The organism is Mycobacterium sp. Root135, from assembly GCF_001426545.1.
In the GTDB taxonomy this organism is placed as follows: domain Bacteria; phylum Actinomycetota; class Actinomycetes; order Mycobacteriales; family Mycobacteriaceae; genus Mycobacterium.
Genome location: NZ_LMEZ01000004.1, coordinates 377,952 through 403,257 on the forward strand (window position 1 = coordinate 377,952; position 25,306 = coordinate 403,257).

The following is a 25,306-nucleotide window of genomic DNA, read 5'->3' on the forward strand; positions in this document are numbered from 1 at the left end:
GAGAACGGTCACTTCGCCCGTCACTTCTCCGCAGCCAGCTTCTGCACGACGGGCAACAGGTCCTCGGCCAGCAGCTCGCGCAGGAACACCGCGGCGACGCGGTGCTTGCGGTCCAGCACGACGGTCGACGGGATCACGGTCGTCGGATACCTGCCGCCGAAGGCGATCATGGTGCGCATGGCCGGGTCGTAGATCGACGGGTAGGTGACCTTGCGGTCGGTGACGAAGTCGACTGCGGCGTCCCGGTTGTTGTCGCGGACGTCGATGCCCAGGAATTCAACGCCCTGGGCACGGGTGGCCTCGTACACCTTCTCCAGTTCGGGGATCTCCGAACGGCACGGCCCGCACCACTGTCCCCACACGTTGACGACGACGACCTTGCCTGCGAAGTCGTCCACGGACACGGTCTTGGCGGGGTCGGTCAGCAGCGGGCCGCTGATCTTGCCGGGTCGGTGTCGGCTGTCCGGCGGGTCGTAGACGATGTCGGTCTTGCCGCCCGGCGCCACGAATTCGAAGGTGCCGCCCTGGGCGACGGCGTCGTCACCGGTCGCGCATCCGGTCAGCAGCACGGCCGCCGTCATCAGAGGGGCCACCAGGGAAGCCGCGCGACATCTCACCGGCCAGCCAGCTCCGCATAACTCCAGCCGACCAGCGCTTCGTCGTGGAAGTAGAACGACGTCAGCGACGCGTGGTTGCACATCCGGTTCGCCGCGGTGGGCAGGTGGTGCAGCGTCTGCCCGGTCAGCGAGCGCCGCAGCGTCGCCGTCGGCAGTTGGTGGCTGACGCACACCGCCTCGTGGCCCATTGCCTTGTCCCTGGCCCGGAACAGCGCGGCCTGCATGCGCTCGGCGATGTGGGTGTACGGCTCGCCCCACGACGGACTGCGGGGATTGCGCAGGTGCCACCAGTTGCGAGGGTTGCGCAGCGCGCCGTCCCCCGGCGAGACCCGCTCGCCCTCGAAGACGTTCTCCGATTCGATGAGGTCGCCGTCGGTGTCGATCGCCAGGCCGTGCGTCGCCGCGATGGGTCCGGCCGTTTCCTGCGCGCGTTCCAAGGGCGAGGCAACGACGTAGGTGACGTCGTGGGTCGCCAACCAGTCGGCCACCCGCGCCGCCTGGGCGCGGCCCTTGTCGGAGAGGTGGAAGTCGGGCAAGCGGCCGTAGAGGATCTTGTCCGGGTTGAAGACCTCGCCGTGTCGCATCACGTGCACGATGGTCTTGCGGGGGTCGACGTCGGTCACGCTGGCCTCTGCGCTTCGGCTGCGGCGCGGGCCGCGGCGGGGAGGGCGGACGCGATGCGGTCGAACGCGTCGTCGTCGAGCGCCGCCGAGACGAACCACGCCTCGAAGGCGCTGCACGGCGGATAGACGCCCGCGTCGAGCAGGGCGTGGAAGAACGGCGGGAAGCGCCACGTCTCGGTCGCCTTGGCCCCGGCGAAGTCCACTACCTCGCCCTCGGCGAAGAAGACGCTGAGCATGTTGCCGGCCCGCGAAATACGGTGTGCCACCGACGCTTCCGTCAGCGCCGCGGTGAGCAGACCGGCGAGTCGGTCGGCGTTGGCGTCCAGCGCCGCATAGACGGCGTCATCGGCGGCGCGCAGCGTGGCGAGGCCCGCGGCCATCGCGACCGGGTTCCCCGACAGCGTGCCCGCTTGGTAGACCGGCCCCAGCGGAGCCAGTCGCTCCATCACCTCGGCGCGGCCGCCGAACGCGGCGGCAGGCAGGCCGCCGCTCATCACCTTGCCGAACGCGAACAGGTCGGCGTCGACGGGATCGACTCCGTACCAACCGGATCGGCTGACTCGGAAGCCCGTCATCACCTCGTCGAGGATGAGCAGCGCGCCGTGCTCGGCGGTGACCCGTCGCAGTGCGGCGTTGAAGCCGGGCAGCGGCGGCACGGTGCCCATGTTGCCAGCCGCGGCCTCGGTGATGACGCAGGCGATGTCGTCACCGAACTCGGCAAACGCCTGCTCCACGGCACCAATGTCGTTGTAGGGCAACACGATCGTGTCGACGGTCGCCGCACCGGTGACACCGGGTGACGACGGCAGTCCCAGCGTCGCGACGCCGGAGCCCGCGTCGGCCAGCAGCGCGTCACTGTGACCGTGGTAGCACCCCGAGAACTTGACGATCTTCGCCCGGCCGGTGAAGCCCCTGGCCAACCGGATCGCGCTCATCGTCGCCTCGGTGCCGGAGTTGACCAACCGGATCTTCTCCACCGCGGCGACCCGGCCGACGATCTCGCGGGCCAGCTCGCTCTCCGACGGCGTGGGCGCCCCAAAGCTCAGCCCGTCGGCGGCCGCCCGCTGAACCGCCTCCACGACGGCCGGGTGCGCGTGACCGAGAATCATCGGCCCCCACGAACAGACCAGGTCGACGTAGCGGTTGTCGTCGGCGTCGGTGAGCCAGTAGCCGGCGGCCTTGGTGATGAACCGCGGCGTCCCGCCCACCGAGTTGAAAGCACGGACCGGCGAGTTGACCCCGCCGGGAATGACGGCGGAGGCCTCGGCGAAGAGCCGTGCCGAGGTGGCCGTCTTTGGGTCAGCACGCATGCCAACCAGTGTCCCAGTCGGTCCCCTGCCGTCAACTACAGGGTGTAGGAGGACTTCGTCACCGCGTGGCCAGTCGAACCGGGATCGGGCCCTTGGCAACCGTCGTATAGGGCACCTCGACGGGAAAGTCGTCGTCGAGGGAACGGATCTCGACCGAGGAGACGATCGTCGCCAGCGCCAGCGTCGTCTCCAGCAGCGCGAAGTGCTCCCCGATGCACGACCGCGGACCGCCGCTGAACGGGACGAACTGCCAGCGCTGACGCGTCGACGCCGCCTCGGGGGCGAACCGCTCCGGGTCGAATGTCATCGGGTCGGTCCACAGCGCAGGATCGCGGTGTACGGCCTGGATGCCGACGGCGACGATGCTGCCCGCCTCCACCCGGTAGCCGGCCACCTCGAAGTCCTCTAGCGCCAACCGGCCGACACCGGCCGCGGGCGGACACAGCCGCAGCGATTCGTTGAGCACCTGGCGGGTGTACGTGAGCCTGGGCACGTCGGCGGGGGTCAACTCGCGGGTACCGATCGCGGCGACCTCCGCGGCCACCCGGTCCTGCAGCTCGGGGTGGTGCCCCAGCGACCACAGCGAGTGCGTGAGCGCGGTCGCCGTCGTGTCGTGCCCCGCGAGCATGAAGATGAGCAGGTCGTTGCAGATGTCGCGATCCGACAGCGCCGCGCCAGTCACCGGATCCGTCGCCGCCATCAACGCCCGGACCAGCGGGGCGTCGCGATCGGGGTCGGCGCGGCAGGCCTGCAACATCTCGTCGGCGACCTGCAGCATCGTGGCAACGGCCGTGCGGGCGCGCCGGCGGGCGGGCGTCGGCAGCCACCGCGGCACGCGCACCGGGCGAAGCGCACGGTCGGCGGCATAGCCCGAGGCGACGTGCATGCACTCGGCGATCACGTCGGCCCGCTCGTTGAGGTCGACGCCGAGGATCGAACGCCCCAGCGACTGCATGGTCAGGCGGCGGCACGCCAGGTCGAGGTCGGTGTCCAGACCGTCGTCCAGGCCGGCGGCGCGCCAGTCGTCGACCAGCTCGTGCGCCGCCCGGGACATGTGGCCACCGAAGCGGCGCACGTTGTGATTGGTGAACACCGGCTGCAGGGCTCGCTTGCGCGGCACCCAGCGCTCGTTGGGAAGGACGAACAGGCTGTCGCCTGCCAGGTGGCGAACCTCGTCGTGCACGATGCACCGCTCGCCGAGCACGTGGTTGCGGGCAAGCACGTCGCCGATCCCGGCCGGTGAGGTCACCAACACCAGCGGCGGCATCAGCCACTTCGGGCCGAACTCGATTCTGGTGACCGGTCCGCCCGCCGCGCTGAGCACCTCGCCCCCGGTGTTGAAGACCCGCACCGCCTCGAGCAGCTCCAGCAGCGACAGCGGATTCTTCGGCACCTTGGGGAGTCGACTGACGTCCGACGCGACCATGGGAGGCATTGTGGTCTGGATTGCTGGCAAACGGCAAAGCGGTGCTAGGACGCCGTCCAGACCAGCGGCTGGCCGACGCCCGCGGTCATCACGGTGCCTGCCATCACCCGCAGCCGACGGGGCGTCAACCGCAGCACGGCGAACTGATCCGACATCGGCCCGTCACTCCACATCGGGATGATGAACGGGTCGTACCCGACCGGCGCCGGGGCGGAAGCGAACGTGTCCCACACAGTCCGGCACGTGTCGTCGTCGAGATGCCACTGCACCGCGCACTCGGCGCTGCAGGTGTCGTGGCTGGGCGCCCAGTAGCTGACCGAGACCTCGGGATGCGCCTCGATGTGCGCCCGCTTCACCGGCGTCGGCACCGTGGCGATCCACCCGGTCAGGTCGGTGCCGTCCCACTCCCAGTAGGGATGCAGGATGCGGGAACGCGGTCGGCCGTCGCGGTCGACGGTCGCCACCGACGCCCAGACGATTTGGTGGGCCATGTCGCGAAAGGCCGGAGCGACCTGGTCGAGCGGTGCCATCGGGTCCTCACTCAGTCGTCGTCACCCATGTTCTTCTGGCGGACACCCATGACGTCCTCGCGCTTGACGCCTTCACCGTTCTCGACCTCGCCGAACTTGGGATTGCCGTCCTCGTCGACCCAATCGGCGACCGCCTGACCCGTCACGGTGTTGCTCGAGCCGGGCAGACCGATGGTCGGACGGTCGTCCTCGTAGGCCTTGGCCATCTCCTTGGCCTTCTCGCGGTGTTCGTCAGTCACGTCTGGCTTCGGAATCGTGCCGTGCTCGTCGTCTCCCATGCCCATGGGCTGCCCAAAAGTGTGATCTGCGAAACAGTCGCCAGCTACACCGGCACCGCGCGCAGCGCTGCCGGAAGACTCGGGACGAAGTGCCGCTCGGCGAAGGCGCGAAGCTCATCGGGGGTGTCGAGCCGCTCCGCGCTCGGCAACAACAGCACCACCGCGGCGTAGCGCAGGATCGTGTCGGCGAGGTCGTCGACTGCGGCCGCGCCGATGCGGTCGGCGAACCCCGCAGGGAAGATCACGCGCAACGCGTCGGCCATCCGCTCGATCGCCGCACCGTAGTGCCTGCGGGCCAACTCCAGCACCAGCGCGGGCTCGTCGGTCATCATCTGGTTGAGCACCCGATGCCTACGGAACATCAGGATCGACTGCGTGAACGCCTCGACGTAGTAGTTCGCCGGCTTGGCGGCCCGCTTCAACTCGGCCGCGATGTCGGCGAACAGCACGACGTTCTCGCGCTCGATGACGGCAGCCACCAACTCGTCGCGATTGGCGAACCTGCGGTAGATGGTCGTTCGGCTGACCCCGGCCCGGCGGGCCACGTCGTCGAGTGCGACCCGCTGGAAGCCGTGCCGCTCGAACTCGACGAGCGCCGCGTCGAGGATCGCTTCCGTCGCCGACTCAGCCGCGGCCATAGCCGACCTGAGCGAACTTGTTGTAGCGCACCGTCATCGGCAGTCGACCCCACGCCCAGTTGACCGGCTTCGACCGCCACACCGCCGCGAATGCCTGGTACGCGCGTTCACGTCGCGGACCCCACGGGAGCTCGAGCAGAACCCTGGCCCGTGGCGGCATGCCGCCTGTGGTGAGGAACGCTGCGACGGGGTTGAACACCGGGGACACCAGCCGCCACGCGAGCGGTGAGACACCCTTCGGCCGGGGGAAGCCCTTGGTGACGTAGCCGACGCCGTACCGGGCGGTGGGATGGGCCACGACTATCTGATCCATCATGCGGTCCCAATATTGTTGAAAGCCAGCGTAATCCGCGGGCATGGGCCGGTCACTGACGCCGTAGCGCCGGTACCACGTCTTCGATTCGCGGTAGATGCGTTCCTTTTCGTCGTAGGTCAGCCGCTTGACGAACGTGTCCGCGAAGTACAGCACCTGCTCGACGAAGGTGGCGTGCGCCCAAAAATAGGTGTCGGGATTGAGGGCGGAATACCGCTGGCCGTCAGGCATGTCCCCCTTGATGTCCTTGTGGAAGTCGCGCACGCGCGTGCCCTCGCCCGAGTCCTCCGCGCCGTACACCGTCATCATGATCGGCGGGATCGACCGCTTGACGCGGGCGGCCGTGTCGTCGAAGAACACCGAGTGGTCGAGCACGCCCTGGCCCAGCTCGGCCAACATGTTCTGCAGCACGGCGGGCCGCGGACCGATCAGGTACATCCGGTTGTCGCCAAAGTACTTCCACACCAGCGATTCGGGGCCAAGCGGAAGGGCGTCGGCGAGCGCGTCGTTCTCGGCAAGTTCGGTCATACGACACAGTGTTACAGATTTCGTACTTTGTACCAATGCGGGTGTGGGCGGGCTCACGCGAGTTCAGCGGCGCCGGAGCCCCACGATTCCGAGCACGGCGAATACGGCGGCCACCGTCAACAACAGCATCGACAGCACGACGAACGACGCGTCGTAGGTCACCGTGGGCATCGACGGCTCCGACGGGATGACGGGGGCGGCCACGGCAGCCGACCTGGCCGCCAGCCAACTCAGGACGCAACCCACCAAGGCCAGCGCGGCGAGCACCAGTTCCACCACGGGGCGCAACTTCACGTCGCCTCCCCTTCGACGACCGAGACCAGCGCGATCCGCAGCTGTCGGTGCCTGCGCGCCCACGCCTGCGCCCGGCGACCGCTGGTGAGCTTCACGCCGATGCCCGTGCGACCGCGCGGCACACCGGTCAGCTCCCCCAACGCCCGGGAGGCCTGCCACGCGGGCAGTTCAGGGCCGTCCGCCTCCGGATAGATCCTGACGATCTCCGAGATGAGAATGGTCTCGGCTCCCTGCCTCAGATACTCCGGTGTCAGCTCCACCGACGTGTGGATGCGAGCCGCCTTCACCTGCAGCCCAAGGAATCCCGTGACGAGTATCAGGAACACTCCCGGCAGCAGCGGCTGCCAGCCGTATCCCGAGGACACCTGGATGAACATCATCGTCGCCGCGGCCACCGGACCGGCCGCCAACCACCACAGGGTGGCACCTGGCTCGTGGTAGAGGACGTCCGCATCGGCGCTCACGGGCGGTCCTGGGCGTCGTACCACTGCTGAGCCGTTGGCCGCTGGTTCATCGCCGAGCCGGTGATGAACAGGACCATGATCACCGCGACGATGAGGACGCCGACGGGAGCGATGCCGGCGAACACCAGCAGCACCCCGAGATAGGCCACCGCCGCCATCGCCAGCCCCACTGCGGCACTTGCGAAACGCTTCGACCCCTTGCGCGCCCGCCCCGCAAGAAAGCCCTGCGCCAGGCCGACGACGACGAGGATCAGCCCGGCCACCTGGAAGACGACCGCGGTGGTGAAGGTCGAGATCAGCATGCCGAAGGCCGCGGCGAAGACGGCGGCGACGATCCAGCACCAAAAGGCCGCAGTCACGGTGCGCGGACGACGAGTGGTATCTGGCACAGGCGAGTCGGGCATGGTCGGGTCAGCCTAGCGGCACGCTCAGCGCGTGAAGAAGGCGTGCGCATCCTGGCGGTGCAACAGGTAGACGCCGCCCGCGACGCACACCGCACCGATGATCGCGGTCACCGCGAAGACGAACGCCGCCACCGCGGGCCGGTCGACACCGAAGAGGTTCGTGAGTGCGTAGACGATCGTCGCGGCCCCACCACCGGTGAGCACGGTCCGCGCCAAGCGGTACCCCTCGCGCATCAGGAACAGGAACGTCACGACGACCGATGCGACGACGAAGAGGAAGATCCCTGACACCCCGTAGACCAACGCGCCGGGTCCGGCCACGGGCAGCGTCGCGAGGTCCACGACGTAGCCGATCACCATCGCCGTCGTCGCGATCAGCCACAGCCAGAAGCCGGTGTCGACGTCGTCGGGACGGGTGACGGGCCCGGTCTCTTGCACCGGTGGGCCGGGCGGCGGGCCCTGGAATGGTCCGGTCACGCCAGCCAGTCCGCGACGTCGGCCGCCCAGTAGGACAGCACGATGTCGGCGCCGGCCCTGCGGATGCTGGTCAACGTCTCGAGCGCGACCGTTTGAAGATCGATCCACCCGTTGGCGGCGGCGGCGGCGATCATCGAGTACTCACCCGAAACCTGATACGCCGCAACCGGAACCGGCGAAATCTCGGCGGCGGCGCGCACCACATCGAGGTAGGCCATCGCCGGCTTGACCATGATCATGTCGGCACCCTCGTCGATGTCGAGTGCGACTTCGTGCAGCGCCTCCCGCGCGTTGCCGGGGCTCTGCTGATACGTCCGGCGGTCACCCTGCAGACTCGACCCGACGGCCTCGCGGAACGGGCCGTAGAAACCGGAGGCGAACTTCGCGGCGTAAGCCAGGATGACCACGTCGGCGTGGCCTGCGGCGTCAAGACCTTCCCTGATCGCGGCGACCTGACCGTCCATCATGCCGCTCGGACCCACCACGTGGGCACCCGAATTGGCTTGTGCGACGGCAAGTTCGACGTAGCGCGCGTTGGTCAGGTCATTATCAACTCGGCCCGACCCGTCCACAATGCCGCAATGCCCGTGATCGGTGAACTCGTCGAGGCACGTGTCGGCCATCAACACCGTGTCGGAGCCGAGATCGGCCGCCAAATCGCGCAGCGCCACGTTGAGGATGCCGTCCTCGGCCACCCCGGCAGACCCGGTCGCGTCCTTGTCCCCGTCGGTCGGCACACCGAACAGCATCAGCCCGCCGACACCGGCGGCGACGGCCTCGGCAGCCGCCTTGCGCAGCGAATCACGGGTGTGCTGAAACACTCCCGGCATCGACCCGATGGGGCGCGGCTCCGAGATGCCGTCCGCGACGAACATCGGCAGCACCAGGTGCCGTGGCTCCAAGGACGTCTGCGCGACGAGCCGACGCATGGCCGGCGTCGAGCGTAGGCGACGTGGTCGATGGTTTGGGTACGGCATGCCGGCCTCCGTTACCTCCGGCGACTCTTCTTGCGCGGTGGCGGCAGGGCGCCCTCGGCACGGAGTCGTGCGGCGTGCTCGGCCAGCGCCTCGACCAGTGGACCGACGGCAGCCGTCTCCGGCTGGACGTCGACCCTGAGCCCGAATTCGGCTGCGGTCTCGGCAGTCTTCGGCCCGATGCACGCGACGATGGTCCGAGCGTGCGGCTTGCCCGCGATGCCGACCAGGTTCCGCACGGTCGAGCTTGAGGTGAAGCACACCGCGTCGAAGCCGCCGGTCTTGATCATCTCGCGCGTCTGCGCTGGCGGCGGCGCCGCACGGACGGTGCGGTAGGCCGTGACGTCCTCGATCTCCCAGCCGCGCTCGCGCAGCCCCTCGGCGAGGGTCTCCGTGGCGATGTCGGCACGGGGCAGCAGCACCCGGTTCACCGGGTCGAAGATGTCGTCGTACGGCGGGAATTCGTCGAGCAGGCCCAGCGAGGACTGCTCGCCGGATGGCACCAGCTCGGGGTTGATCCCGAAGGCGCGGACCTTGTCGGCCGTCGCCTGTCCGACGCAGGCGATCTTCACACCCGAGAATGCGCGGGCGTCGAGACCGAACTCGTTGAACTTCTCCCACACCGCACGCACGGCGTTGGTGGAGGTGAACACCACCCACTGGAACCGGCCGTCCACCAAACCCTTGACGGCCCTTTCCATTTGGGCAGGGCTACGGGGCGGCTCGACGGCGATCGTCGGCACCTCGATGGGCAGGGCGCCGTGGCCGACCAGTCGGTCGCTCATCTCGCCTGCCTGGTCCTTGGTGCGCGGCACCAGCACGGTCCAGCCGTACAGAGCCCGGCTTTCCCACCAGTTCAGCTTGGCGCGGTTGGACACGGTCTTGCCGATCGTGACGACCAGCGGGCCGTTGAGCGGCCCCGTCGACTCGGCGGCGACCAGCGTGGCCTTGTCGAGCAATCCCGACAGCGTGGACTCGACCGAACGCTGCTGGCACGTCGTGCCATTGGCGGTGACGACGCATGGCGTCGACTCGGTCAGCCCGTATTCGATCAGGGTGCGCGCGGCATCCGGAAGGTGAGATGCGGTGGCGTGCAAGATCAGTGGTCCCGGTGCCGCCGCAAGGGCAGCCCAGTCCACGTCACCGCGAACGTCGGCGACGGTGTGCGCCGAGCCGAGCGGCAGGCCCGCATAGGTCGGCACCGCGGCGGCGGGCGAGAGGCCCGGCACGATCTCGAACTGCGCCTGCGTGCGCGCCAATGCGCTCACCTCGGTGATGACGGAGTCCACCGACAGCGGGTCGCCCGCCACCAGTCGCACGACGTCGACACCGGTGCGCGCCTCGTGCATCAGCAGCTTGGCGACCTCGGTCGGATCACCCAGTGCGGGGCGGACATCCGCGCCGCCGGGGATCGTGGCCGCCGCTGGTGCGGCATCGGTGGCCGCCGCGTCATCCTGTGCGGCCGCCTCCGCAGGCCCCGACGTGGGCGGCAGCTCGGAGCCAACTATGGCGAGCACCGCCTCGGGTACGTCAGGGTCCGTGAAGACCAATGCCGCGTTGGCTAGAACCGTGCGCGCCCTCGTCGTCAGCAGGCCCGGATCACCGGGGCCTGAACCGACGAACGTGATGCGGCCGGGCTTCAGCTTGCGCCCTCGGGTCGTCATCCTTCACTCCCGCTCTGTCGTCCGCTGATCCAACAACTCCCGTGCTCCCAGGTCGAACAGCTCCGCGGCGACCGAGAGCCCTAGCTCCCTGGCCCGTTCGGGGCTACCGATACCGGACGCCCGGATCACGTCGGATCCGTCCAGCGTCGCCACGCAGCCGCGCAGCGACAGCTCGTCGAAGACGTTGCCCTCCTCGTCGATGGACTCGACCACTTCCGCGATCGCACCCACCGGCGCTGAACACCCCGCTTCGAGCTCGGCGAGCAGGACTCGCTCCGCGGTGACTGCGACGCGCGTGTCGGAATGGTCCATCTCCGCCAGCAGCGCGATGAGCTCCGAATCGCCCGCGCGACACTCCACCGCGAGCGCACCTTGGGCCGGCGCTGGCAACATCTGCACCGGCTCCAGAGTCTCGGTGACGGCGTCTTGACGTCCGATGCGGACTAACCCCGCCCGGGCGACGACCACGCCGTCGAAATCACCGTTGCTTACCCTGTTCAACCTGGTGTCTAGGTTGCCTCTTAGGGGGCGAATTTCCAAACCGAGACCCAGTGCTCTAAGCTGCGCCGTCCGCCGCGGGCTCGACGTTCCGATCACCGACCCGGCTGGCAACTCCCCCAGCACCAGCCCGTCGCGGGCCACCAGGGCGTCCCTGGCGTCCTCGCGTGGCGGGATGGCGGCGATCACGAACCGGTCGTCGGCGGCGGTCGGCAAATCCTTGTAGGAGTGCACCGCCACGTCGACCGCGCCGTCGGCGATCGCATCCCGAAGGGCCGCGGTGAATACGCCGATGCCGATGTCGGCGATGGGGCCGCTCGACCGATCACCGGCGGTGGAGACGATGACGAGTTCGGCGGCGTGGCCCTTGGCGATCAGAGCGTCCCTGATGAGGCCGGCTTGGGTGGTAGCCAGAAGGCTGCCCCGTGTGCCGATCCGGATGGCCGTATCGCGCGAGAATGACAAGTGTCTACTCAGCCTGACCAAGGTCGAACCGGGTGTTGCCCGGAATCAAATCCGTTGCCACAAGCGGCAATTCGCCACCGGCGACCGCATCGACGGCCTGCGGGTCGAGTTCGAACAACTCGCGAAGCGCTTCGGCGTAGCTGTCGCCTCCCGGCGCGCTGGCCAGTTGCTTGACACGGACGGTCGGGGCGTGCAAGAGCTTGTCGACGACGCGGCGCACGGTCCGTGCGACCTCGTCGCGGTAGGCCGCCTCGAGGCCGGGCAGCCGGTTGTCCAACCGCAGCAGCTCAGCCTCGACGACGTCGGCGGCACGCTGCCGAAGTGCCGTCACGGTGGGCGTCACCTCCGCCATCCGTTGCCCGGCAAGGTAGTTGGCAACCTCCGCGGCGACGATCGCGCGGGCCTCCTCGGCGTCCGACGCGGCGGCGCGGGCGGCTGGCTCGCGCTGGATGCGCTCCATGTCGACGACGTAGACGCCGGGCAGACCGGCGATCGCGGGGTCGACGTCACGCGGCATGCCGAGATCGCACACCACCAACTGCTTGGGTTCCTGGCCGTGCGCGAGACCGCGGTGCACGTCGGCGAGCGAGACGACGGGGCGCACGGCCCCGGTACACGACACGACGACGTCGGCGTCGGCGAGCACGGCGGGGATGTGGTCGAACGGGAAGGCCTGCGCCTCGACGCCCTGAGCCCTCAGATTCTGGACGAGCCGCTCGGCACGCGGCAGCGAGCGGTTCACCACGTGCACCCGCCCGATGCCGGCCCGCACCAGATGGGCGGCGGCCAACGATCCCATCGACCCGGCGCCGATCACCGCGGCCGACCGACCGGCCAAACCGGACAACTTCTTGTCGGCCATGTCCAGCGCCACCGACACCACCGAGGCGCCCGCCGCGTCGATGTCGGTCTCCGAATGCACGCGCTTGCCGACCTGCAGCGCGCGTTGCGCCAGCTCGTGCAGCGTGCGACCGACGGTCTGGTGCGCTTCGGCCGAGGCATACGAGCGGCGCACCTGGCCGAGTACCTGCTGCTCGCCGATGACCGCGGAGTCCAAACCGCTGGTCACCGCGAAGAGGTGCTCGACGGCGGCTTCTGCGTACCGGACGTAGGCGTGCTTGGTGAGGTCGCCGAGCGACAATCCCGAATGGTCGGAGAGGACCTGCCCGATGACGGAAAGCCCGCCGTGGAAGGCCTCCACCACGGCGTAGATCTCGACCCGGTTGCAGGTGGAGAGGACCATGGCCTCGGTGACGAGCGGGGACTGCAGCACTTCGTCGACGATCTTGGCCTGATCGGACTCGTCCGTGCTGAGACGCTCGAGGACGGACACGGGTGCACTGCGATGCGAAACCCCGAAGAGAAGAACGCTCATGGCCTCGTCACCGTGCTACTTTCCCGTCGCCTCGCCGCCCCGGATGACATCGAAGATAGTCGGCCATCTGTCCGCCGACCAAATTCGAGGTGAGGGTCACTAGCTCGCGAGATCGGCGCGCAGACGCGTTTCGTCCACCTCCCAGTAACCGTGCTGCACCCCGTCGAGCATGACGACGGGCACCAGATCGCCGTACTCGGCCCGCAACGACGGGTCCCCGGCGGCGGCCGCGGCGTCGACGTCGGTGCTCGAGAATTCGAAGCCCAGCTCCCCCGCCAACCGCGTCAGGACGGCCCCGGCCTTCTCGCACATGCTGCACCCGGCGCGGGTCAACAACTCCACGGTGTGTCTGCTCGCAACGTGCTCCACGGCACCGAGTATCCCGTGCCCTACTGTTGAAGGGTGTCCGAGTCAGGGGCTGAGGAAGATCCGGGGGCCGGCAACTGGGCTCATGAGGTAGCCGACGCCGTCGACTACATCGTGTCCGACGAGGCGTCCGCCACCGAACCACCACCGCCCGACCTGACGGCCGCCGCGTTCTTCGACGTCGACAACACCTTGGTCCAGGGCTCGTCGCTGGTGCACTTCGCGCGCGGGCTGGCGGCACGCAAGTACTTCACCTACGGCGATCTGGCGCGGTTCGGCTACGCGCAGGCCAAGTTTCAGCTGACCGGCAAGGAGAACAGCGACGACGTCGCGGCCGGCCGCAGCAAGGCGCTCGCATTCATCGAGGGCCGACCCACCTCCGAGCTGACCGAGGTCGGCGAGGAAATCTACGACGAGATCATCGCCGACAAGATCTGGCAGGGCACGCGTGCGCTTGCCGAAATGCACCTCGACGCCGGCCAGCAGGTGTGGCTCGTCACCGCGACGCCGTATGAGCTCGCCGCGACCATCGCCAGGAAGCTGGGGTTGACCGGCGCACTCGGCACCGTCGCCGAATCCGTCGACGGGGTGTTCACCGGACGGCTCGTCGGAGAGATCCTGCACGGGGCGGGCAAGGCCCACGCGGTGCGCTCGCTGGCCATCCGCGAGGGACTCAACCTGCGCCGCTGCACCGCCTACTCCGACAGCATCAACGACGTGCCGATGCTCTCGCTGGTCGGAACCGCGGTCGCCATCAACCCCGACGCCGCCCTGCGCGACGTGGCCCGCAAGCGAGGCTGGGAGATCCGCGACTTCCGCACCGCCCGCAAGGCCGCCAGGATCGGGGTGCCGTCGGCGTTGGCCCTCGGCGCCGCCGGCGGGGCGCTGGCCGCGGTCGTGTCCCGTCGTGGGAATGGCGGCTGACGGCGCGCTGATAGGCTCGCGCCGCAGAACCAGGGACCAAGCCGGGGAGCCGAACCGAACCATGAGCATCGCCCAAGACATCATCGGGACCCATTTCCGGTATCCCGACTACTTCTTGGTGGACCGCGAGAAGGTCCGTGAATTCGCCCGTTCGGTGAAGGACGACCACCCGGCCCACTACACCGAGGCCGCCGCCGCCGAGTGCGGCCAGGATGCGCTCATCGCGTCGCTGACCTTCGTCGCCGTCGCGGGACGTCGGGTTCAGGACGAGATCTTCAACCAGTTCGACGTGCCGATCAACATGGAGCGCGTACTGCACCGCGACCAGAAGCTGATCTTCCACCGCCCGATCCTGGTCGGCGACAAGTTGTGGTTCGACTCCTACCTGGATTCGGTCATCGAATCCCACGGCGCCATCATCACCGAGATCCGCGGCGAGGTGACCGACGACGACGGCACCCCGATCCTGACGAGCATCGTCACCCTGTTCGGCGAGTCGACCAACACCGACGAGCACGACGAAGTCACGGCACAGATCGCCGCCGGACGCGACGCCGCGATGAAGCGGATGATTGCCGGGCAAAGCAAGACCGGCGCCTGACGGACCTCACCCGAGGAAGGGATTCCTCCGGTTGGCCAGCAGCTGATAGAGCGTCTGCTGAATGGTCTCGCGCACCTGGTCGGTCAGCTCGAAGGTAACCATCGGATCGTCGGCCGCGGACTCGTCGTAGTCGTCGGTCGAGATGGGCTCGCCGAACTGGATGTGCCACTTCGACGGGAGCGGAACCAGGCCGAGCGGGCCTGCGAGCGGGAACAGCGGCGTCACCGGGAAGTACGGCAGGCCCAACAGGCGCGCCAGCAGCTTCACGTCGGCGAGCATCGGATAGATCTCCTCGGACCCGACGATCGAGCACGGCACGATCGGCGCGCCGGCGCGAAGCGCCGCGGAGACGAAGCCACCACGGCCGAAGCGCTGCAGCTTGTAGCGGTCGCGGAAGTTCTTGCCCAACCCCTTGTACCCCTCGGGGAACACCGCGGTGAGCTCGCCGGCGGCCAGCAGTCGGTGCGCGTCGGCGGTGCACGCCATCGTGTGCCCGGCCTTGCGCGCCGCATGTCCCATGACGGGCATGTCGAAGACCATGTCGGCGGCCAGCAGCCGCAGATCCCGGTGGCCCGGGTGGTTGTCGTGGACGGCGACCGACGCCATCAACCCGTCGATCGGGAGCACGCCGGCGTGGTTGGCCACGACGAGGGCCGCACCGGTCTCCGGAAGGTTTTCGATACCGCTGACCTCGACCCGGAACCAGTTGCGGAACAACCCTCTCAGCAAAGGCAGGAAGATTGCTTCGTTGAGGTGCTTGTCGAAGCCGAACTCGTCGACGGTGTAATCGCCCGACATCCGTTTGCGAACGAATTCGGCAACCGAGGCGATGCGCTGGGCCAGCTCGTTGGGGCCTTCGTCGACGTCTGCGACACTACCGGCGAACCCTCGCCTGTCGTCGATCTCGCGGACCACCGCAGCAATCTGTTCGGCTGACGCTCGAGACCCCGAATCGTCGAGCAGCGACGGATGCCTTCTGGCCCCCTCGCGCGCCGCGGCCCGCCGCTGAGCTGACGCTCTCGTCGAATTCGAATGTAGCGGAATGACTTTCGCTTTTGACTCGCCCGCCACGTCCCTACCTTCCCCCCGCTTCAAAGCACAAGACTAGCGCCGCAACCGCTGTGCCGCTGAAATGGCCCGACTCTCGACCGAGCGTACCCAGCGCGGATCGAGGATCGGCTGCAAACCTCGGCCCCTGACGTAATCGTCGAAAGCCTCCGCCGTGGTCCACTTCGGGTTGTAACCTAGGTCCTTGCGCATGCGCGCGGTGTCCATCACCCGCCCGTAGCTCACGTAGTTCAGCTGCTCTCGATCAAGCTCCGTGTGGCTGGTCGCGCGCCTCAGCGAATCAACGGCAGACAACGCCGAACGAGGCACCGGCAGCGGGATCCGCCCCGAACGCCGAATTGCCTGCGACATCATGATGATTCCGGCGGCACCGACGTTGAACGTGCCGGACTTTCCCGCCATGGTCGCCCGCTCGAGCACGCCGAGGGCGTCCTGCTCGTGCAGCAGTTGCAGTCGCGCGTCGTAGCCGAGCACCGACGGCACTACGGGCCCGGCGAGGAACCGCGAGAGCGCGGTGTCCATCGCGGGACCGATCATGTTGGCGAGCCGCAGGATGGTCACGGCGAGGTCCGGGCGACGACGCGCCAGACCACGTGCGTAGCCCTCGATGTCGACGCTGTCCTGTGCGAAGCCCTCACCGGGAGGTCTGCGCGAACTACCGTCCTCGGTGAACATGACCGGGTCCCGTGGACTCGACCCGTACACCTCGGACGTGGACTTGAGGATGACCCGCCGCACCGAGGGAGCCTTCTGACAGGCCGCGAACAATTGCATCGCGCCCATCACGTTGAGCTCCTTGAGCGCCGCCCTACCGCCCGCTCGCGGTGCGTACGACGCCGCCGCGGCATGCACGACGGTGTCGACGTCCCCGTTGCGAATTACCTTCGCAATGAACGGATTTCGGATGTCGGCGCGCACGAACTCGGCTCGCCCCATCCGCCGAAGCAGATCCTTGCTTGGCGAGACGGCGTCGACCGCAATGACGCGGTCGACCGCCGGGTTCTGCGCCAGCCTGGCCGTGAGATATCCGCCGAGAAACCGGCATGCGCCGGTGACCAAGACGACCTTCGGATGCTCGGCGGCATCCTTCGCGTCACCCGTGGCATCCATCGGCACAGACTAACGGCAGAAGCCTGTGAGGCTACTTACCGAGTTTTCTACGCTGCACCCTGGTGCGACGAAGCAACTTGCGGTGCTTCTTCTTCGACATGCGCTTGCGACGCTTCTTGATGACTGAACCCATGAACTCCGCTACCTAAGACAGCTCCCGACATTTGTGCCAGGAGAACCGACTCGTCACCTTACCCGGGATGCTCGGGCGGACGAAAACGGCCGTGTTTTCCCGGGTCGCCATGCTGACGACCCGGGTGGTCGAACCGACCGGAAACCTAGCCTGCGTCGAAGTACGACGTCTCCAGGAGGTCGTGGACGGCCTTGGCGTGCACCCTGAACGAGCGACCGACGCGCACCGCGGGCAATTCGCCGTTGTGCACGAGTCGGTAGACCGTCATCTTGCTGACCCTCATCAAACTCGCCACCTCGGCGACGGTGAGGAATTGCTGTCGTGCTGGCTCGCCACCGGAGCCGTCGCGCGACGATTTACCACTAACGGAATCACGTGCCGATGGCCCGTTCATAGACGTCATCGCAACCCAATCAATCAGGCACGCCTTGTCCAACGGCTTCCCCACCGCTGGCGCAGGAGCGCGCATACCTCAGGGAGAATAGCGTGGCCACTGGGGTTATTGCGACGGGTGTGGGCTAATCCGTTTGAATTGCCCTAACTACTCCGGTGTAATTCCTAGCTGCTCAGAGCGTGTTTTTGCCGCTGCAACGGCCTCGGCTACCGCGGCACGAAGGCCACCACGCTCCAATTCCCGCAGACCAGCGGCGGTGGTGCCACCCGGCGAGGTCACGGTGGCCCGCAGCTGGGCGGGGCTGGTGTCCATCGCCGTGCCCATCGCGCCGTCCCCCGACGGGTTGGCCCGGTCGAGGCTCTCCAGCAACATCGCCGCCGAGCCGGCCATCGTCTGGACCGCCAGGTCGGTCGCCACGGCCCTCGGGAGGCCCGCTGCGACACCGGCGTCGACGAGCGCCTCGACCATCAGGAAGAAGTACGCCGGACCCGAACCCGAGACCGCGGTGACCGCGTCGAGCTGCGACTCGGGCACTGTGAGGACACCGCCGACCGCGTCGAATATCGCCGAGACCTCCTTGAGCTGATCGGCCGTCGCGAACCTGCCCGCCGCCAGGGCGCTGACGCCGCCACCGACGACGACGGGCGCATTGGGCATCACCCGGATGACGGGCGAGCCAGCCGGGAGGTTGGCCTCGTAGTAGGCCGTGCTGACGCCTGCGGCGACGGTGACGAAGACCTGCTCCGCGCTGCTGTTCTCGGCGCGCGCCGCGGCATCGGCGATGTCACCGATGACCAGCTCGACGTCCGACGGCTTCACCGCCACGATGACGTAGGCCGCATTCTCGGCGGCATCGGCCACCGTCGTCACCAAGACCGAATACGTCTCGGAGAGATACTTGGCACGGTCGCGGTGTCGTTCCGCGATGACCATGTCCTTGGCCTGTCTACCCGAGCGGAGCAGCCCGGAAAGCAGTGCCTCGCCGATACTTCCGCCACCAATGATCGCAATTCTCGCCACGTCGGCAAGCATTGCACGGGAGGTGGGAGAACCGACGACCGTGGTGCCTCGCCGAAAGTACGGTTGTTCGCACCCCTACTCGCGGTTTGGGTGCGACAACCGTGCACTCGGCGGCCTGGTCACTGCGCCTGCGGCACCAACGCGAGCTGTCGGGTCTGCACGATGATGCGCCCCTCGCAGTCGACCACCACGTGGTCCTCGTCGAACCACTCCTGGCCGATCTGCATCGTCGTGCACATCACCCGCAGCCAGCCGTCGGCGGGCATGCCGCGAAGATAGGCGGTGAGTTGAACCGTTGGGGCCCAACCGGATCGGTTCACTCCCAATGTGACCGGCGCCGAGACGTCGCCGCACAGCAACGCGAACAACACGTCCGGCGAACCCTCCTTCGGCCGGACCCAGTACTCGATCACGGGGGATACATCTGCTCCTCGCGTGCGCGGCGGCCCGCCGTCGGCCCTCGGCGCCATCGTCGTCAGCGACGGCCGGATGTCGCAGCCGTGCGCCAGATGCACGACGTCGGCCATCGGATGCCCCGGCCCGATCGGCTCGAGCCCGGGCGGCGGCTCCGGCGTCATCAGCGGCACCACCGGGTTGACCGACAGCAAGGGCGGGGCGTGGTGCTCGGGTTCGGCCAGGGTGATGGCTGCTCGCAGCGCCGTGCGGTCACCCTGGTTCAGCTCCACGTCCACCAGGCTGACACGGCGTCCCCGCTTGCGAATCGTGGTCACCACGCGCAAGGGTCCGGGATCGGGCGCCCACAGGAAGCTGCCCGACACCGCGATCGGCTCGACCCCCTCGAGAGCGAGTGCCATGCGCGCCGCATTGGCGCACAGCGCCAGCATCGCGCCGCCGTGCACCTTGGGTCCGATCGTCCAGTGCCTGTTCAGCTCCCCCTCGAAAACGGAGGAGACGGCGGCGTCATCCCCCGAGGACACCTGCGTCAGCTTCATCGCGTCGACGAACGACGTTGACTCACCCACGACGACCAAACTCCTAACGCAACAAGTGACGCCGCGCGAATTCGAGCGACTCGATCAGCAACTGCTCACGTTCGATCGCCGTTCGCACACCTGAGGTCGTGACCTCGAGGATGACGTGGCCGGCGAAATTGCTTGCGGCCAACATCTGACAGATCTCGGCGGTGGGCTGGGTGCCGCGCCCCGGCACCAGGTGCTCGTCGGTCGACGCGCCGCTGCCGTCGCACAGATGGAGATGGACCAGCCCGTCACCCATCCGGCCCGCCATCTCCACCGCGTCGGTGCCCGCCGTCGCCGAGTGGGACAGGTCGAGTGTGTAGTGGGCGTGGTTGCCGTCCAGCGGGTCGTATGACGGCGCAAACGCCGACACCGCTATGCCCGGCGTGCCACCGCGCTTGCGCATCCGTGAGATCGACGGCTGGCCCGTGCCGAAGATGCGATCGGCCCGGAACGGAAACATGTTCTCCACCGCGACCAAGACGTCACTGGACTGCTCGAGGGAGGCGACCTGATCGGTGAAGCCGTCGGCGTAGCGCCGCTGCCAACGGAACGGCGGGTGGACGACGACGGTCTGCGCGCCGAGTTCTTCGGCGGCGCGAACGCTGCGGTCGAGCTTGGAGACGGGATCGGCGCCCCACACCCGCTGCGAGATCAGCAGGCACGGCGCGTGCACGCTCAACACCGGTATGCCGTAACTCTCGGACATTCGTCGGACTGCCGCGATGTCCTGACTGACGGACTCGGCCCACACCATCAGTTCCACCCCGTCGTACCCAAGGCGGGCGGCGTACTCGAAGGCCGCCTCGGTCCTCAAGGGATACACCGAGGCAGTCGAGAGACCGACCTTGATTGCGGGGCGCACTAGCCGACAGTGTGACGCGTCAGTGCGACTGCAGAAGTGCCAGGGGTCCCAGCGTGACGAGCGCACCGACCGCAACGGCGATCAGCGTGCTGCCGATGTCCTCGGTCTTGCGGACGACGCGGACGCCGACCACCAAGCCGAGGATGACGAGCACGGACAACACCAGCGCGACGATGGTGTTCCACCGCCACAGCTGGTCGAACGCGATGAACAGGCCAGCGCCGAACGCGACGGCGAGGATGCACTGCACCACCACCCACACGCCTCTGACGAACGCCGAGCCCTCGTCGTCGGACCGCGTGGGCGCCTCTGCCGATTCCCGTGCCGTGCCCTCGTCGACGGTGACGGCAACGGTTTCCGCCACGGACGAGTCGTCGTCACCGAGATCGATGTCCTCGGGGCCCGGTGTGCGTCCCCGGCGAGCCAGGTCGTCGGCGACGGACTGACCGCCGAACAGGGTGTCGGTGTTCGACCGCAGGTACGACGGCGTCTCCTGACGCAGTTCGTCGTCGTCGTCGGAGGTGTGCTTGTCCAAGACCTCGCCGAAGTCGACGTCCGGCCCGAGGTCCAGCATCTCGTCGTCGTCGACGACGGGGTCCGGGCTCATCTGCTCGGCGCCGCTCTGGGCGGCGAACGCGCCGGTGGTCGAGGCCTTCGGACGACGGGGCCGCGGGAGGAAGTCGACGGGGTCGTGGTCGACGTCACGGCGGTCGAGGTGGGCCTGGTAGTCCAGCTCCGCCTCGGTGAGAACGGGTTCGGGCTCGAGTTCGGGTTCTGCCTCGGGCTCGGTTTCCGGCTCGGCTTCGAGTTCTGGTTCGAGTTCTGCCTCGACCTCGGCGTCCGGCTCCGGTTCGGCTTCGGGTTCTGGTGCTACGTCTTCGGCGGCCGGCTCCTCGACGGAGGGCTCCTCGACGGGCGGCTCGACGGATCGTTCCACGGGAGTTTTCGCGGAGGGTGCCTCGACGACCTCCGCAACGGGTTCCGCGACCGGCTCCCGCAGCGCGCGCATCGAACCCGTGTTGACGATCGGGATCTCACCGGTGAGCTCGGCGACGGTCACGGCGTCGCTGTTCCCGCGACGACGGCGACGTCGGCCGCCAGCCGGTGGCGCACCGATGGTGCCGTTCTTGGCCAGGAGCTCCGCGACCGAGATGGGTCGAGTGGAGGTGGTGTCGTCTGAATCAGTCATCGTCTCGCGCCTCTGGCTCTGGCCAAGCCCGCCGACGTTCCGAACAAGGCGGTCCCGTCGGCCTCACTGTCGAGTTTCCGCAAGATCAACCCTTCTCGCAACGCCCAGGGGCAAATGTCCACGGTATCGATCGCAAGGGCCTTCATACTCGCTTCAGCTACCAGCGCTCCCGCCACGATTTGTGGCGCTCGCTCGGCGCTCACCCCTTCCAACTCCGCTCGATCGGCCGTCGTCATCCTAGAGATGAAAGCTATGAGCTGACGAAGCCCCGATGCAGTCAGTGTCCTCTTCACCCGGGGCCCAGCGCCGGAAGGCGCTGCACCGGTGAGTCGCGCCAGCGATCTGAAGGTCTTGGACGTCGCGACCGTGAGGTCGGGAGCGCCCGCCTCGAGCACCCTCGCGCCGGCGTCGGCCATCTCCGTCGACAGCCAGTCACGAAGCATCGCCACCCGGCGACGACCCGGCGGGTCGTCCTGCAACCACTCCCTGGTCAACCGGCCTGCGCCGAGCGGAAGCGACAGCGCCACCTCGGGCTCTTCGTCGACGCCACTGGACAGTTCGAGGGATCCGCCGCCAATGTCGATGTTGATGATGCGGCCGGGGCTCCAGCCGTACCAACGTCGGACCGCGAGAAACGTCAGCCGGGATTCATCGACGCCTGAGAGGACCTTGAGCGCCACCCCGGTTTCGGCAAGCACCCGCGCCAGCACGTCTTCGGAGTTCGTCGCGTCGCGCACCGCGGAGGTGGCGAACGCCATGAGTTCGATGCACCCCGAACTGGCGGCGATCTTGGCGAACTCGTCGATGGTGTCGACCAGTTTGTCGGCACCCTTTCTGGTCAGCTTGCCCGAACCGTCGATGGCCTCGGCGAGGCGTAACGCGGCCTTCGTCGAGCTCATCGGAGTCGGGTGTCCACCTCGCCGGGCGTCGACGACGAGCAGATGAACCGTGTTACTGCCCACGTCGAGCACGCCCAATCGCACGAGACCCACGTTAACGGGTCTACCGTTGCGTTCCGTGAGCGGATCGCGCCCCGGTGCCAAGAACGGTGAGGTCGACTTGGACTTCGCCCGAGAATGGGTGGAGTTCTTCGACCCCGACAACCCCGAACATCTGATCTTGGCCGACCTCACGTGGCTGTGTTCGCGGTGGACGTGCGTGTTCGGCACGCCCGCGTGCCAGGGCACTGTCGAGAACCGCCCCGACGACGGCTGCTGCAGCCACGGCGCCTTCATGTCCGACGACGACGACGTTGCCAAGCTCGACGACGCGGTCAAGCTGCTCACCGACGAGGACTGGCAGTTCCGCGACAAGGGCTTGGGCCGCAAGGGTTATCTCGAGATGGACGAATACGAGGGCAAGGACAACCTGCGGACCCGGAAGTACAAGGGCGCCTGCATCTTCCTGAATCGGCCTGGTTTCGAGGGCGGCATTGGCTGCGCACTGCACTCCAAGGCGCTCAAACTGGGTGTGGAACCGCTGACCATGAAACCCGAGATCTGCTGGCAGCTGCCGGTCCGGCGCAGCCAGGAATGGGTGGAGCGGCCCGACGGCACCCAGGTTCTGCGGACCACCATCACCGAGTACGACCGCCGTGGCTGGGGTGAGGGCGGCGCCGACCTGCACTGGTATTGCACCGGCGACCCCAAGGCCCACGTCGGGGCCCGTCAGGTGTGGCAGTCCTACGCCCCCGAGCTGACCGAGCTTCTCGGCGCCAAGGCCTATGCGGAGCTCGCGGCGATGTGCAAGCGCCGCAGCAGCTTGGGCCTGATCGCGATTCATCCGGCCACCCGCGCTGCGCAGTAGCCCCGGTTCCGTTCAGCGCGGCGTCGCGTTGGTCCGAACCGGCATCAGTACCACTCCTCCCAACGGCGGTAGACGCCGTCGAGCGCGGCACGAAAGACCAGGCGGTTGTCCCAACGGGTGATGAAGGTACGCGCGACGGTCCCCGCGAACCTCGTATCCTCGGCTTGCGAATACACCCGGGCGTAACCGGCATCCTTCGCCGCCTTGGCTGCGTGCTGAGTCCAGTCCCGGGACTGACCCAACGGTATCGCGAACTCGTCGACTGCAATGCCGAGCCGCGACTCGATGACCCGGCGAGATTCCTCTAGTTCGAATGTGGCTTGCCCAGTGTCGATTCGGGAAAAGTTCGGATGTGTGACGGAGTGGCTGCCGATGCGAACGCCCTGCGAGGCAAGGGATTCGATGTCCCGCCAGTCCATCAGCATGTCGCCCGCCCAGTCGCGTGCGTCGCCGTCGGCCCAACCGCTGACGACGAACAGCGTCCAGGGAATCCCCAGTTCTGCCAGCACGGGCGCCGCCGTCGTTGCCGCGCTGCGTATTCCGTCGTCGAACGTGATGGCCAGCGCTTTGGCGGGGGCACTCCCGTCGACGATCTCGTGTGCCGGGACGAAGGTGTATCCGGCGCGCAGCGCGAGCTCGAGCTGCTCCCGGAAACGACGCGGAGCGAGATCGTTGTTGCCGACGTACGGAGTGCCCACCGCGTGGTAGGCGAGGATTCGCGGGAGGTCGTCGCCCGGCGCGCGATTGGCGACGGCGCGCACGTTCCGTTCGCAGCACATGCGGGCGGCGGCGACGTGATGTCGCCGGACCCGCACCTTGCCTGCGATGCGCCTCAGAGCAGCCACGTCAGCGGCGCGCCGAGCACGCGCGGCGCACCACGTCGACGACGTACTCCTGCTGCTCCTGCGTGATGTGCGGGTAGAGCGGCAGGGACAGGATGCGGTCCGCCGCCCCTTCGGTCACCGGGAAACTGGAACGAGGGAGGCCGAGGTGGGCGTAGGCACCGGTCAGGTGCACGGGGGTCGGGTAGTGCACACCCGCTCCGACCCCGGCTTCGTTTAGTTCCGCCAGGACACGGTCCCGCTCGTCGACCTGCACCACGAACAGATGCCACACGTCCTGGTTCGCCGGGTCCGGCGTCGGCATGCCCACACCTGGCACGTCGGCGAGCAACTCGAAGTAGCGGGCAGCGGCTTTGCGGCGCAAGTCATTCCAGGCTTCGAGCCTGCTCAGCTTCGCAGAAAGCACCACCGCCTGCACGGCGTCGAGGCGCGAGTTGAAACCCACGACGTCGTGGACGTACTTGCGATCGCTGCCGTGTGCCGAGGTCATGCGGACGCGGGCCGCGACGTCGGCGTCGTTCGTGAGCACCGCGCCGGCGTCCCCCGCCGCCCCGAGGTTCTTGCCCGGATAGAAGCTCGTCGCCGCTGCGATGCCGAATCCGCCTGCCGGCTTTCCCGACCTGCGTGCACCCTGCGCCTGAGCGGCGTCCTCGACGATGGCGACGCCATACTCCTCGGACAGCTTCGCCAGTGCTTCCATCGGCGAGGTCTGACCGAAGAGATGGACGGGCACGATCGCCCTCGTGCGAGCCGTGATCGCTTGTTCGGCCAACAGCGGATCGATCAACAGTCGTTCGGAATCGACGTCCACGAGTACCGGATTCGCTCCGATACGGCTCACCGCCTCTGCCGTGGCAATGAAGGTGTTGGCAGGCAGGATCACCTCGTCGGCTACCCCTACGCCTGCGCCCCGGAGCGCCAACTCGAGTGCATCGGTTCCGTTGGCGACGCCGATGACGTGTTCGACACCCACGTATTCCGCGTAGCTGCGCTCGAATTCGGCGACGGCCGCGCCGCCGATGAATGCGGCGCGCTCGAGTACCTCGAGAATGCGCGGCGTCACGTCGTCTGCGATCTCCCGCTGCTGTGCGACCAGATCGACAAGCGGTACCTTCATCATTCGTCTACCCCCC

General features: G+C 67.9%; 31 protein-coding genes. 3 read left to right on the plus strand and 28 right to left on the minus strand.

Going from position 1 to position 25,306, the window contains the following annotated elements:
- Positions 1–20 precede the first annotated feature (20 nt).
- From ASD37_RS09490 to ASD37_RS09570, 17 genes are all read right to left on the minus strand, one after another.
- Positions 21–581 carry a TlpA disulfide reductase family protein gene (locus tag ASD37_RS09490; RefSeq protein ID WP_056550710.1) on the minus strand — a complete coding sequence of 187 codons (561 nt, stop codon included), beginning with the start codon at positions 579–581 and terminating at the stop codon, positions 21–23.
- A 32-nt stretch (positions 582–613) separates the two neighbouring features.
- Positions 614–1,201, minus strand: a complete 588-nt coding sequence (locus ASD37_RS09495) for a histidine phosphatase family protein (RefSeq protein ID WP_056551028.1) — start codon at positions 1,199–1,201, stop codon at positions 614–616.
- Between the two features lie 35 nt (positions 1,202–1,236).
- On the minus strand, positions 1,237–2,550 hold the full coding sequence (gene hemL / locus ASD37_RS09500) for a glutamate-1-semialdehyde 2,1-aminomutase (protein WP_056550711.1): 1,314 nt from the start codon (positions 2,548–2,550) through the stop codon (positions 1,237–1,239).
- 58 nt (positions 2,551–2,608) lie between these two features.
- Positions 2,609–3,976, minus strand: a complete 1,368-nt coding sequence (locus ASD37_RS09505; protein WP_056550712.1) for a cytochrome P450 — start codon at positions 3,974–3,976, stop codon at positions 2,609–2,611.
- A 44-nt stretch (positions 3,977–4,020) separates the two neighbouring features.
- Positions 4,021–4,506, minus strand: coding sequence for a pyridoxamine 5'-phosphate oxidase family protein (locus ASD37_RS09510; protein ID WP_056550713.1), 486 nt, complete (start codon positions 4,504–4,506; stop codon positions 4,021–4,023).
- Between the two features lie 11 nt (positions 4,507–4,517).
- Positions 4,518–4,745, minus strand: a complete 228-nt coding sequence (locus ASD37_RS09515; RefSeq protein ID WP_370072618.1) for a hypothetical protein — start codon at positions 4,743–4,745, stop codon at positions 4,518–4,520.
- Between the two features lie 83 nt (positions 4,746–4,828).
- Positions 4,829–5,422 carry a TetR/AcrR family transcriptional regulator gene (locus ASD37_RS09520; RefSeq protein WP_056550715.1) on the minus strand — a complete coding sequence of 198 codons (594 nt, stop codon included), beginning with the start codon at positions 5,420–5,422 and terminating at the stop codon, positions 4,829–4,831.
- Positions 5,409–6,263, minus strand: a complete 855-nt coding sequence (locus ASD37_RS09525; RefSeq protein WP_056550716.1) for an oxygenase MpaB family protein — start codon at positions 6,261–6,263, stop codon at positions 5,409–5,411. Before ASD37_RS09525 ends, ASD37_RS09520 begins: the two co-directional genes overlap by 14 nt.
- A gap of 63 nt (positions 6,264–6,326) precedes the next feature.
- Positions 6,327–6,557 carry a hypothetical protein gene (locus ASD37_RS09530; RefSeq protein ID WP_056550717.1) on the minus strand — a complete coding sequence of 77 codons (231 nt, stop codon included), beginning with the start codon at positions 6,555–6,557 and terminating at the stop codon, positions 6,327–6,329.
- A complete protein-coding gene (locus ASD37_RS09535; protein ID WP_056550718.1) occupies positions 6,554–7,021 on the minus strand; it encodes a hypothetical protein in 468 nt (155 codons plus the stop codon). Before ASD37_RS09535 ends, ASD37_RS09530 begins: the two co-directional genes overlap by 4 nt.
- The gene (locus tag ASD37_RS09540; protein ID WP_156720820.1) at positions 7,018–7,425 is read right to left on the minus strand and encodes a hypothetical protein; all 408 of its coding nucleotides are present in this window, start codon (positions 7,423–7,425) and stop codon (positions 7,018–7,020) included. The genes ASD37_RS09535 and ASD37_RS09540 overlap by 4 nt, the downstream gene beginning before the upstream one ends.
- Positions 7,426–7,449: 24 nt before the next feature.
- The gene (locus ASD37_RS09545) at positions 7,450–7,902 is read right to left on the minus strand and encodes a hypothetical protein (protein WP_235568036.1); all 453 of its coding nucleotides are present in this window, start codon (positions 7,900–7,902) and stop codon (positions 7,450–7,452) included.
- Positions 7,899–8,879: a porphobilinogen synthase gene (gene hemB / locus ASD37_RS09550; RefSeq protein ID WP_056550720.1), complete on the minus strand. Its 981-nt coding sequence runs from the start codon at positions 8,877–8,879 to the stop codon at positions 7,899–7,901. Before hemB ends, ASD37_RS09545 begins: the two co-directional genes overlap by 4 nt.
- Positions 8,880–8,890: 11 nt before the next feature.
- The gene (locus ASD37_RS09555; protein ID WP_056550721.1) at positions 8,891–10,540 is read right to left on the minus strand and encodes a bifunctional uroporphyrinogen-III C-methyltransferase/uroporphyrinogen-III synthase; all 1,650 of its coding nucleotides are present in this window, start codon (positions 10,538–10,540) and stop codon (positions 8,891–8,893) included.
- Positions 10,541–10,543: 3 nt separating this feature from the next.
- Positions 10,544–11,479 (minus strand): hydroxymethylbilane synthase, encoded by a 936-nt coding sequence (hemC, locus tag ASD37_RS09560; protein WP_200959856.1) that lies wholly within the window; start codon positions 11,477–11,479, stop codon positions 10,544–10,546.
- 28 nt (positions 11,480–11,507) lie between these two features.
- Positions 11,508–12,878, minus strand: coding sequence for a glutamyl-tRNA reductase (locus ASD37_RS09565; protein WP_056550723.1), 1,371 nt, complete (start codon positions 12,876–12,878; stop codon positions 11,508–11,510).
- A 99-nt stretch (positions 12,879–12,977) separates the two neighbouring features.
- On the minus strand, positions 12,978–13,247 hold the full coding sequence (locus tag ASD37_RS09570; RefSeq protein ID WP_082570050.1) for a glutaredoxin family protein: 270 nt from the start codon (positions 13,245–13,247) through the stop codon (positions 12,978–12,980).
- Between the two features lie 33 nt (positions 13,248–13,280).
- Between ASD37_RS09570 and ASD37_RS09575 the strand changes: the two genes are divergently transcribed.
- The gene (locus ASD37_RS09575; RefSeq protein WP_056550725.1) at positions 13,281–14,168 is read left to right on the plus strand and encodes an HAD family phosphatase; all 888 of its coding nucleotides are present in this window, start codon (positions 13,281–13,283) and stop codon (positions 14,166–14,168) included.
- A 61-nt stretch (positions 14,169–14,229) separates the two neighbouring features.
- A complete protein-coding gene (locus tag ASD37_RS09580; RefSeq protein WP_056550726.1) occupies positions 14,230–14,769 on the plus strand; it encodes a MaoC family dehydratase N-terminal domain-containing protein in 540 nt (179 codons plus the stop codon).
- 6 nt (positions 14,770–14,775) lie between these two features.
- Here ASD37_RS09580 and ASD37_RS09585 read toward each other — a convergent pair whose 3' ends face one another.
- From ASD37_RS09585 to ASD37_RS09620, 9 genes are all read right to left on the minus strand, one after another.
- Positions 14,776–15,864, minus strand: coding sequence for a lysophospholipid acyltransferase family protein (locus tag ASD37_RS09585; RefSeq protein ID WP_235568037.1), 1,089 nt, complete (start codon positions 15,862–15,864; stop codon positions 14,776–14,778).
- 9 nt (positions 15,865–15,873) lie between these two features.
- Complete coding sequence (locus ASD37_RS09590) at positions 15,874–16,947, minus strand: SDR family oxidoreductase (RefSeq protein WP_056551030.1); 1,074 nt, start codon at positions 16,945–16,947, stop codon at positions 15,874–15,876.
- Positions 16,948–16,978: 31 nt separating this feature from the next.
- Positions 16,979–17,080 carry a 30S ribosomal protein bS22 gene (locus ASD37_RS30900; RefSeq protein WP_003402602.1) on the minus strand — a complete coding sequence of 34 codons (102 nt, stop codon included), beginning with the start codon at positions 17,078–17,080 and terminating at the stop codon, positions 16,979–16,981.
- Between the two features lie 145 nt (positions 17,081–17,225).
- The gene (locus tag ASD37_RS09595) at positions 17,226–17,483 is read right to left on the minus strand and encodes a helix-turn-helix domain-containing protein (RefSeq protein WP_056550728.1); all 258 of its coding nucleotides are present in this window, start codon (positions 17,481–17,483) and stop codon (positions 17,226–17,228) included.
- A 138-nt stretch (positions 17,484–17,621) separates the two neighbouring features.
- Positions 17,622–18,494 (minus strand): pyrroline-5-carboxylate reductase, encoded by an 873-nt coding sequence (gene proC, locus ASD37_RS09600; protein WP_200959818.1) that lies wholly within the window; start codon positions 18,492–18,494, stop codon positions 17,622–17,624.
- Positions 18,495–18,613: 119 nt separating this feature from the next.
- Positions 18,614–19,477, minus strand: a complete 864-nt coding sequence (locus ASD37_RS09605; RefSeq protein WP_370072625.1) for a thioesterase family protein — start codon at positions 19,475–19,477, stop codon at positions 18,614–18,616.
- A gap of 13 nt (positions 19,478–19,490) precedes the next feature.
- Positions 19,491–20,336 carry a sugar phosphate isomerase/epimerase gene (locus ASD37_RS09610; protein ID WP_056550730.1) on the minus strand — a complete coding sequence of 282 codons (846 nt, stop codon included), beginning with the start codon at positions 20,334–20,336 and terminating at the stop codon, positions 19,491–19,493.
- 19 nt (positions 20,337–20,355) lie between these two features.
- Positions 20,356–21,525 carry a hypothetical protein gene (locus ASD37_RS09615; RefSeq protein WP_056550731.1) on the minus strand — a complete coding sequence of 390 codons (1,170 nt, stop codon included), beginning with the start codon at positions 21,523–21,525 and terminating at the stop codon, positions 20,356–20,358.
- A complete protein-coding gene (locus tag ASD37_RS09620) occupies positions 21,522–22,508 on the minus strand; it encodes a Ppx/GppA phosphatase family protein (RefSeq protein ID WP_056551032.1) in 987 nt (328 codons plus the stop codon). Before ASD37_RS09620 ends, ASD37_RS09615 begins: the two co-directional genes overlap by 4 nt.
- A 25-nt stretch (positions 22,509–22,533) precedes the next feature.
- On the opposite strand from ASD37_RS09620, the gene ASD37_RS09625 reads away from it, so the two are divergent.
- Positions 22,534–23,331, plus strand: coding sequence for a hypothetical protein (locus ASD37_RS09625; RefSeq protein WP_200959820.1), 798 nt, complete (start codon positions 22,534–22,536; stop codon positions 23,329–23,331).
- Between the two features lie 44 nt (positions 23,332–23,375).
- Here ASD37_RS09625 and ASD37_RS09630 read toward each other — a convergent pair whose 3' ends face one another.
- Positions 23,376–24,176, minus strand: a complete 801-nt coding sequence (locus ASD37_RS09630; protein ID WP_056550733.1) for a polysaccharide deacetylase family protein — start codon at positions 24,174–24,176, stop codon at positions 23,376–23,378.
- 1 nt (position 24,177) lies between these two features.
- On the minus strand, positions 24,178–25,290 hold the full coding sequence (locus ASD37_RS09635; protein ID WP_082570077.1) for a DegT/DnrJ/EryC1/StrS aminotransferase family protein: 1,113 nt from the start codon (positions 25,288–25,290) through the stop codon (positions 24,178–24,180).
- Between the last annotated feature and the right edge of the window lie 16 nt (positions 25,291–25,306).

What these genes read in the sequence shown, in the direction of transcription:
- ASD37_RS09505 (WP_056550712.1), bottom strand. Translation starts at nt 3,976, where the DNA reads ATGGTCGCGTCGGACGTCAGTCGACTCCCCAAGGTGCCGAAGAATCCG.
- hemB (WP_056550720.1), bottom strand. Translation starts at nt 8,879, where the DNA reads ATGCCGTACCCAAACCATCGACCACGTCGCCTACGCTCGACGCCGGCC.
- ASD37_RS09580 (WP_056550726.1), top strand. Translation starts at nt 14,230, where the DNA reads ATGAGCATCGCCCAAGACATCATCGGGACCCATTTCCGGTATCCCGAC.
- ASD37_RS09495 (WP_056551028.1), bottom strand. Translation starts at nt 1,201, where the DNA reads ATGCGACACGGCGAGGTCTTCAACCCGGACAAGATCCTCTACGGCCGC.
- ASD37_RS09510 (WP_056550713.1), bottom strand. Translation starts at nt 4,506, where the DNA reads ATGGCACCGCTCGACCAGGTCGCTCCGGCCTTTCGCGACATGGCCCAC.
- ASD37_RS09615 (WP_056550731.1), bottom strand. Translation starts at nt 21,525, where the DNA reads ATGACTGATTCAGACGACACCACCTCCACTCGACCCATCTCGGTCGCG.
- ASD37_RS09590 (WP_056551030.1), bottom strand. Translation starts at nt 16,947, where the DNA reads ATGGATGCCACGGGTGACGCGAAGGATGCCGCCGAGCATCCGAAGGTC.
- ASD37_RS09520 (WP_056550715.1), bottom strand. Translation starts at nt 5,422, where the DNA reads ATGGCCGCGGCTGAGTCGGCGACGGAAGCGATCCTCGACGCGGCGCTC.
- ASD37_RS09490 (WP_056550710.1), bottom strand. Translation starts at nt 581, where the DNA reads ATGACGGCGGCCGTGCTGCTGACCGGATGCGCGACCGGTGACGACGCC.
- hemL (WP_056550711.1), bottom strand. Translation starts at nt 2,550, where the DNA reads ATGCGTGCTGACCCAAAGACGGCCACCTCGGCACGGCTCTTCGCCGAG.
- ASD37_RS30900 (WP_003402602.1), bottom strand. Translation starts at nt 17,080, where the DNA reads ATGGGTTCAGTCATCAAGAAGCGTCGCAAGCGCATGTCGAAGAAGAAG.
- ASD37_RS09525 (WP_056550716.1), bottom strand. Translation starts at nt 6,263, where the DNA reads ATGACCGAACTTGCCGAGAACGACGCGCTCGCCGACGCCCTTCCGCTT.
- ASD37_RS09635 (WP_082570077.1), bottom strand. Translation starts at nt 25,290, where the DNA reads ATGAAGGTACCGCTTGTCGATCTGGTCGCACAGCAGCGGGAGATCGCA.
- ASD37_RS09565 (WP_056550723.1), bottom strand. Translation starts at nt 12,878, where the DNA reads ATGAGCGTTCTTCTCTTCGGGGTTTCGCATCGCAGTGCACCCGTGTCC.
- ASD37_RS09595 (WP_056550728.1), bottom strand. Translation starts at nt 17,483, where the DNA reads ATGACGTCTATGAACGGGCCATCGGCACGTGATTCCGTTAGTGGTAAA.
- ASD37_RS09555 (WP_056550721.1), bottom strand. Translation starts at nt 10,540, where the DNA reads ATGACGACCCGAGGGCGCAAGCTGAAGCCCGGCCGCATCACGTTCGTC.
- ASD37_RS09540 (WP_156720820.1), bottom strand. Translation starts at nt 7,425, where the DNA reads ATGCCCGACTCGCCTGTGCCAGATACCACTCGTCGTCCGCGCACCGTG.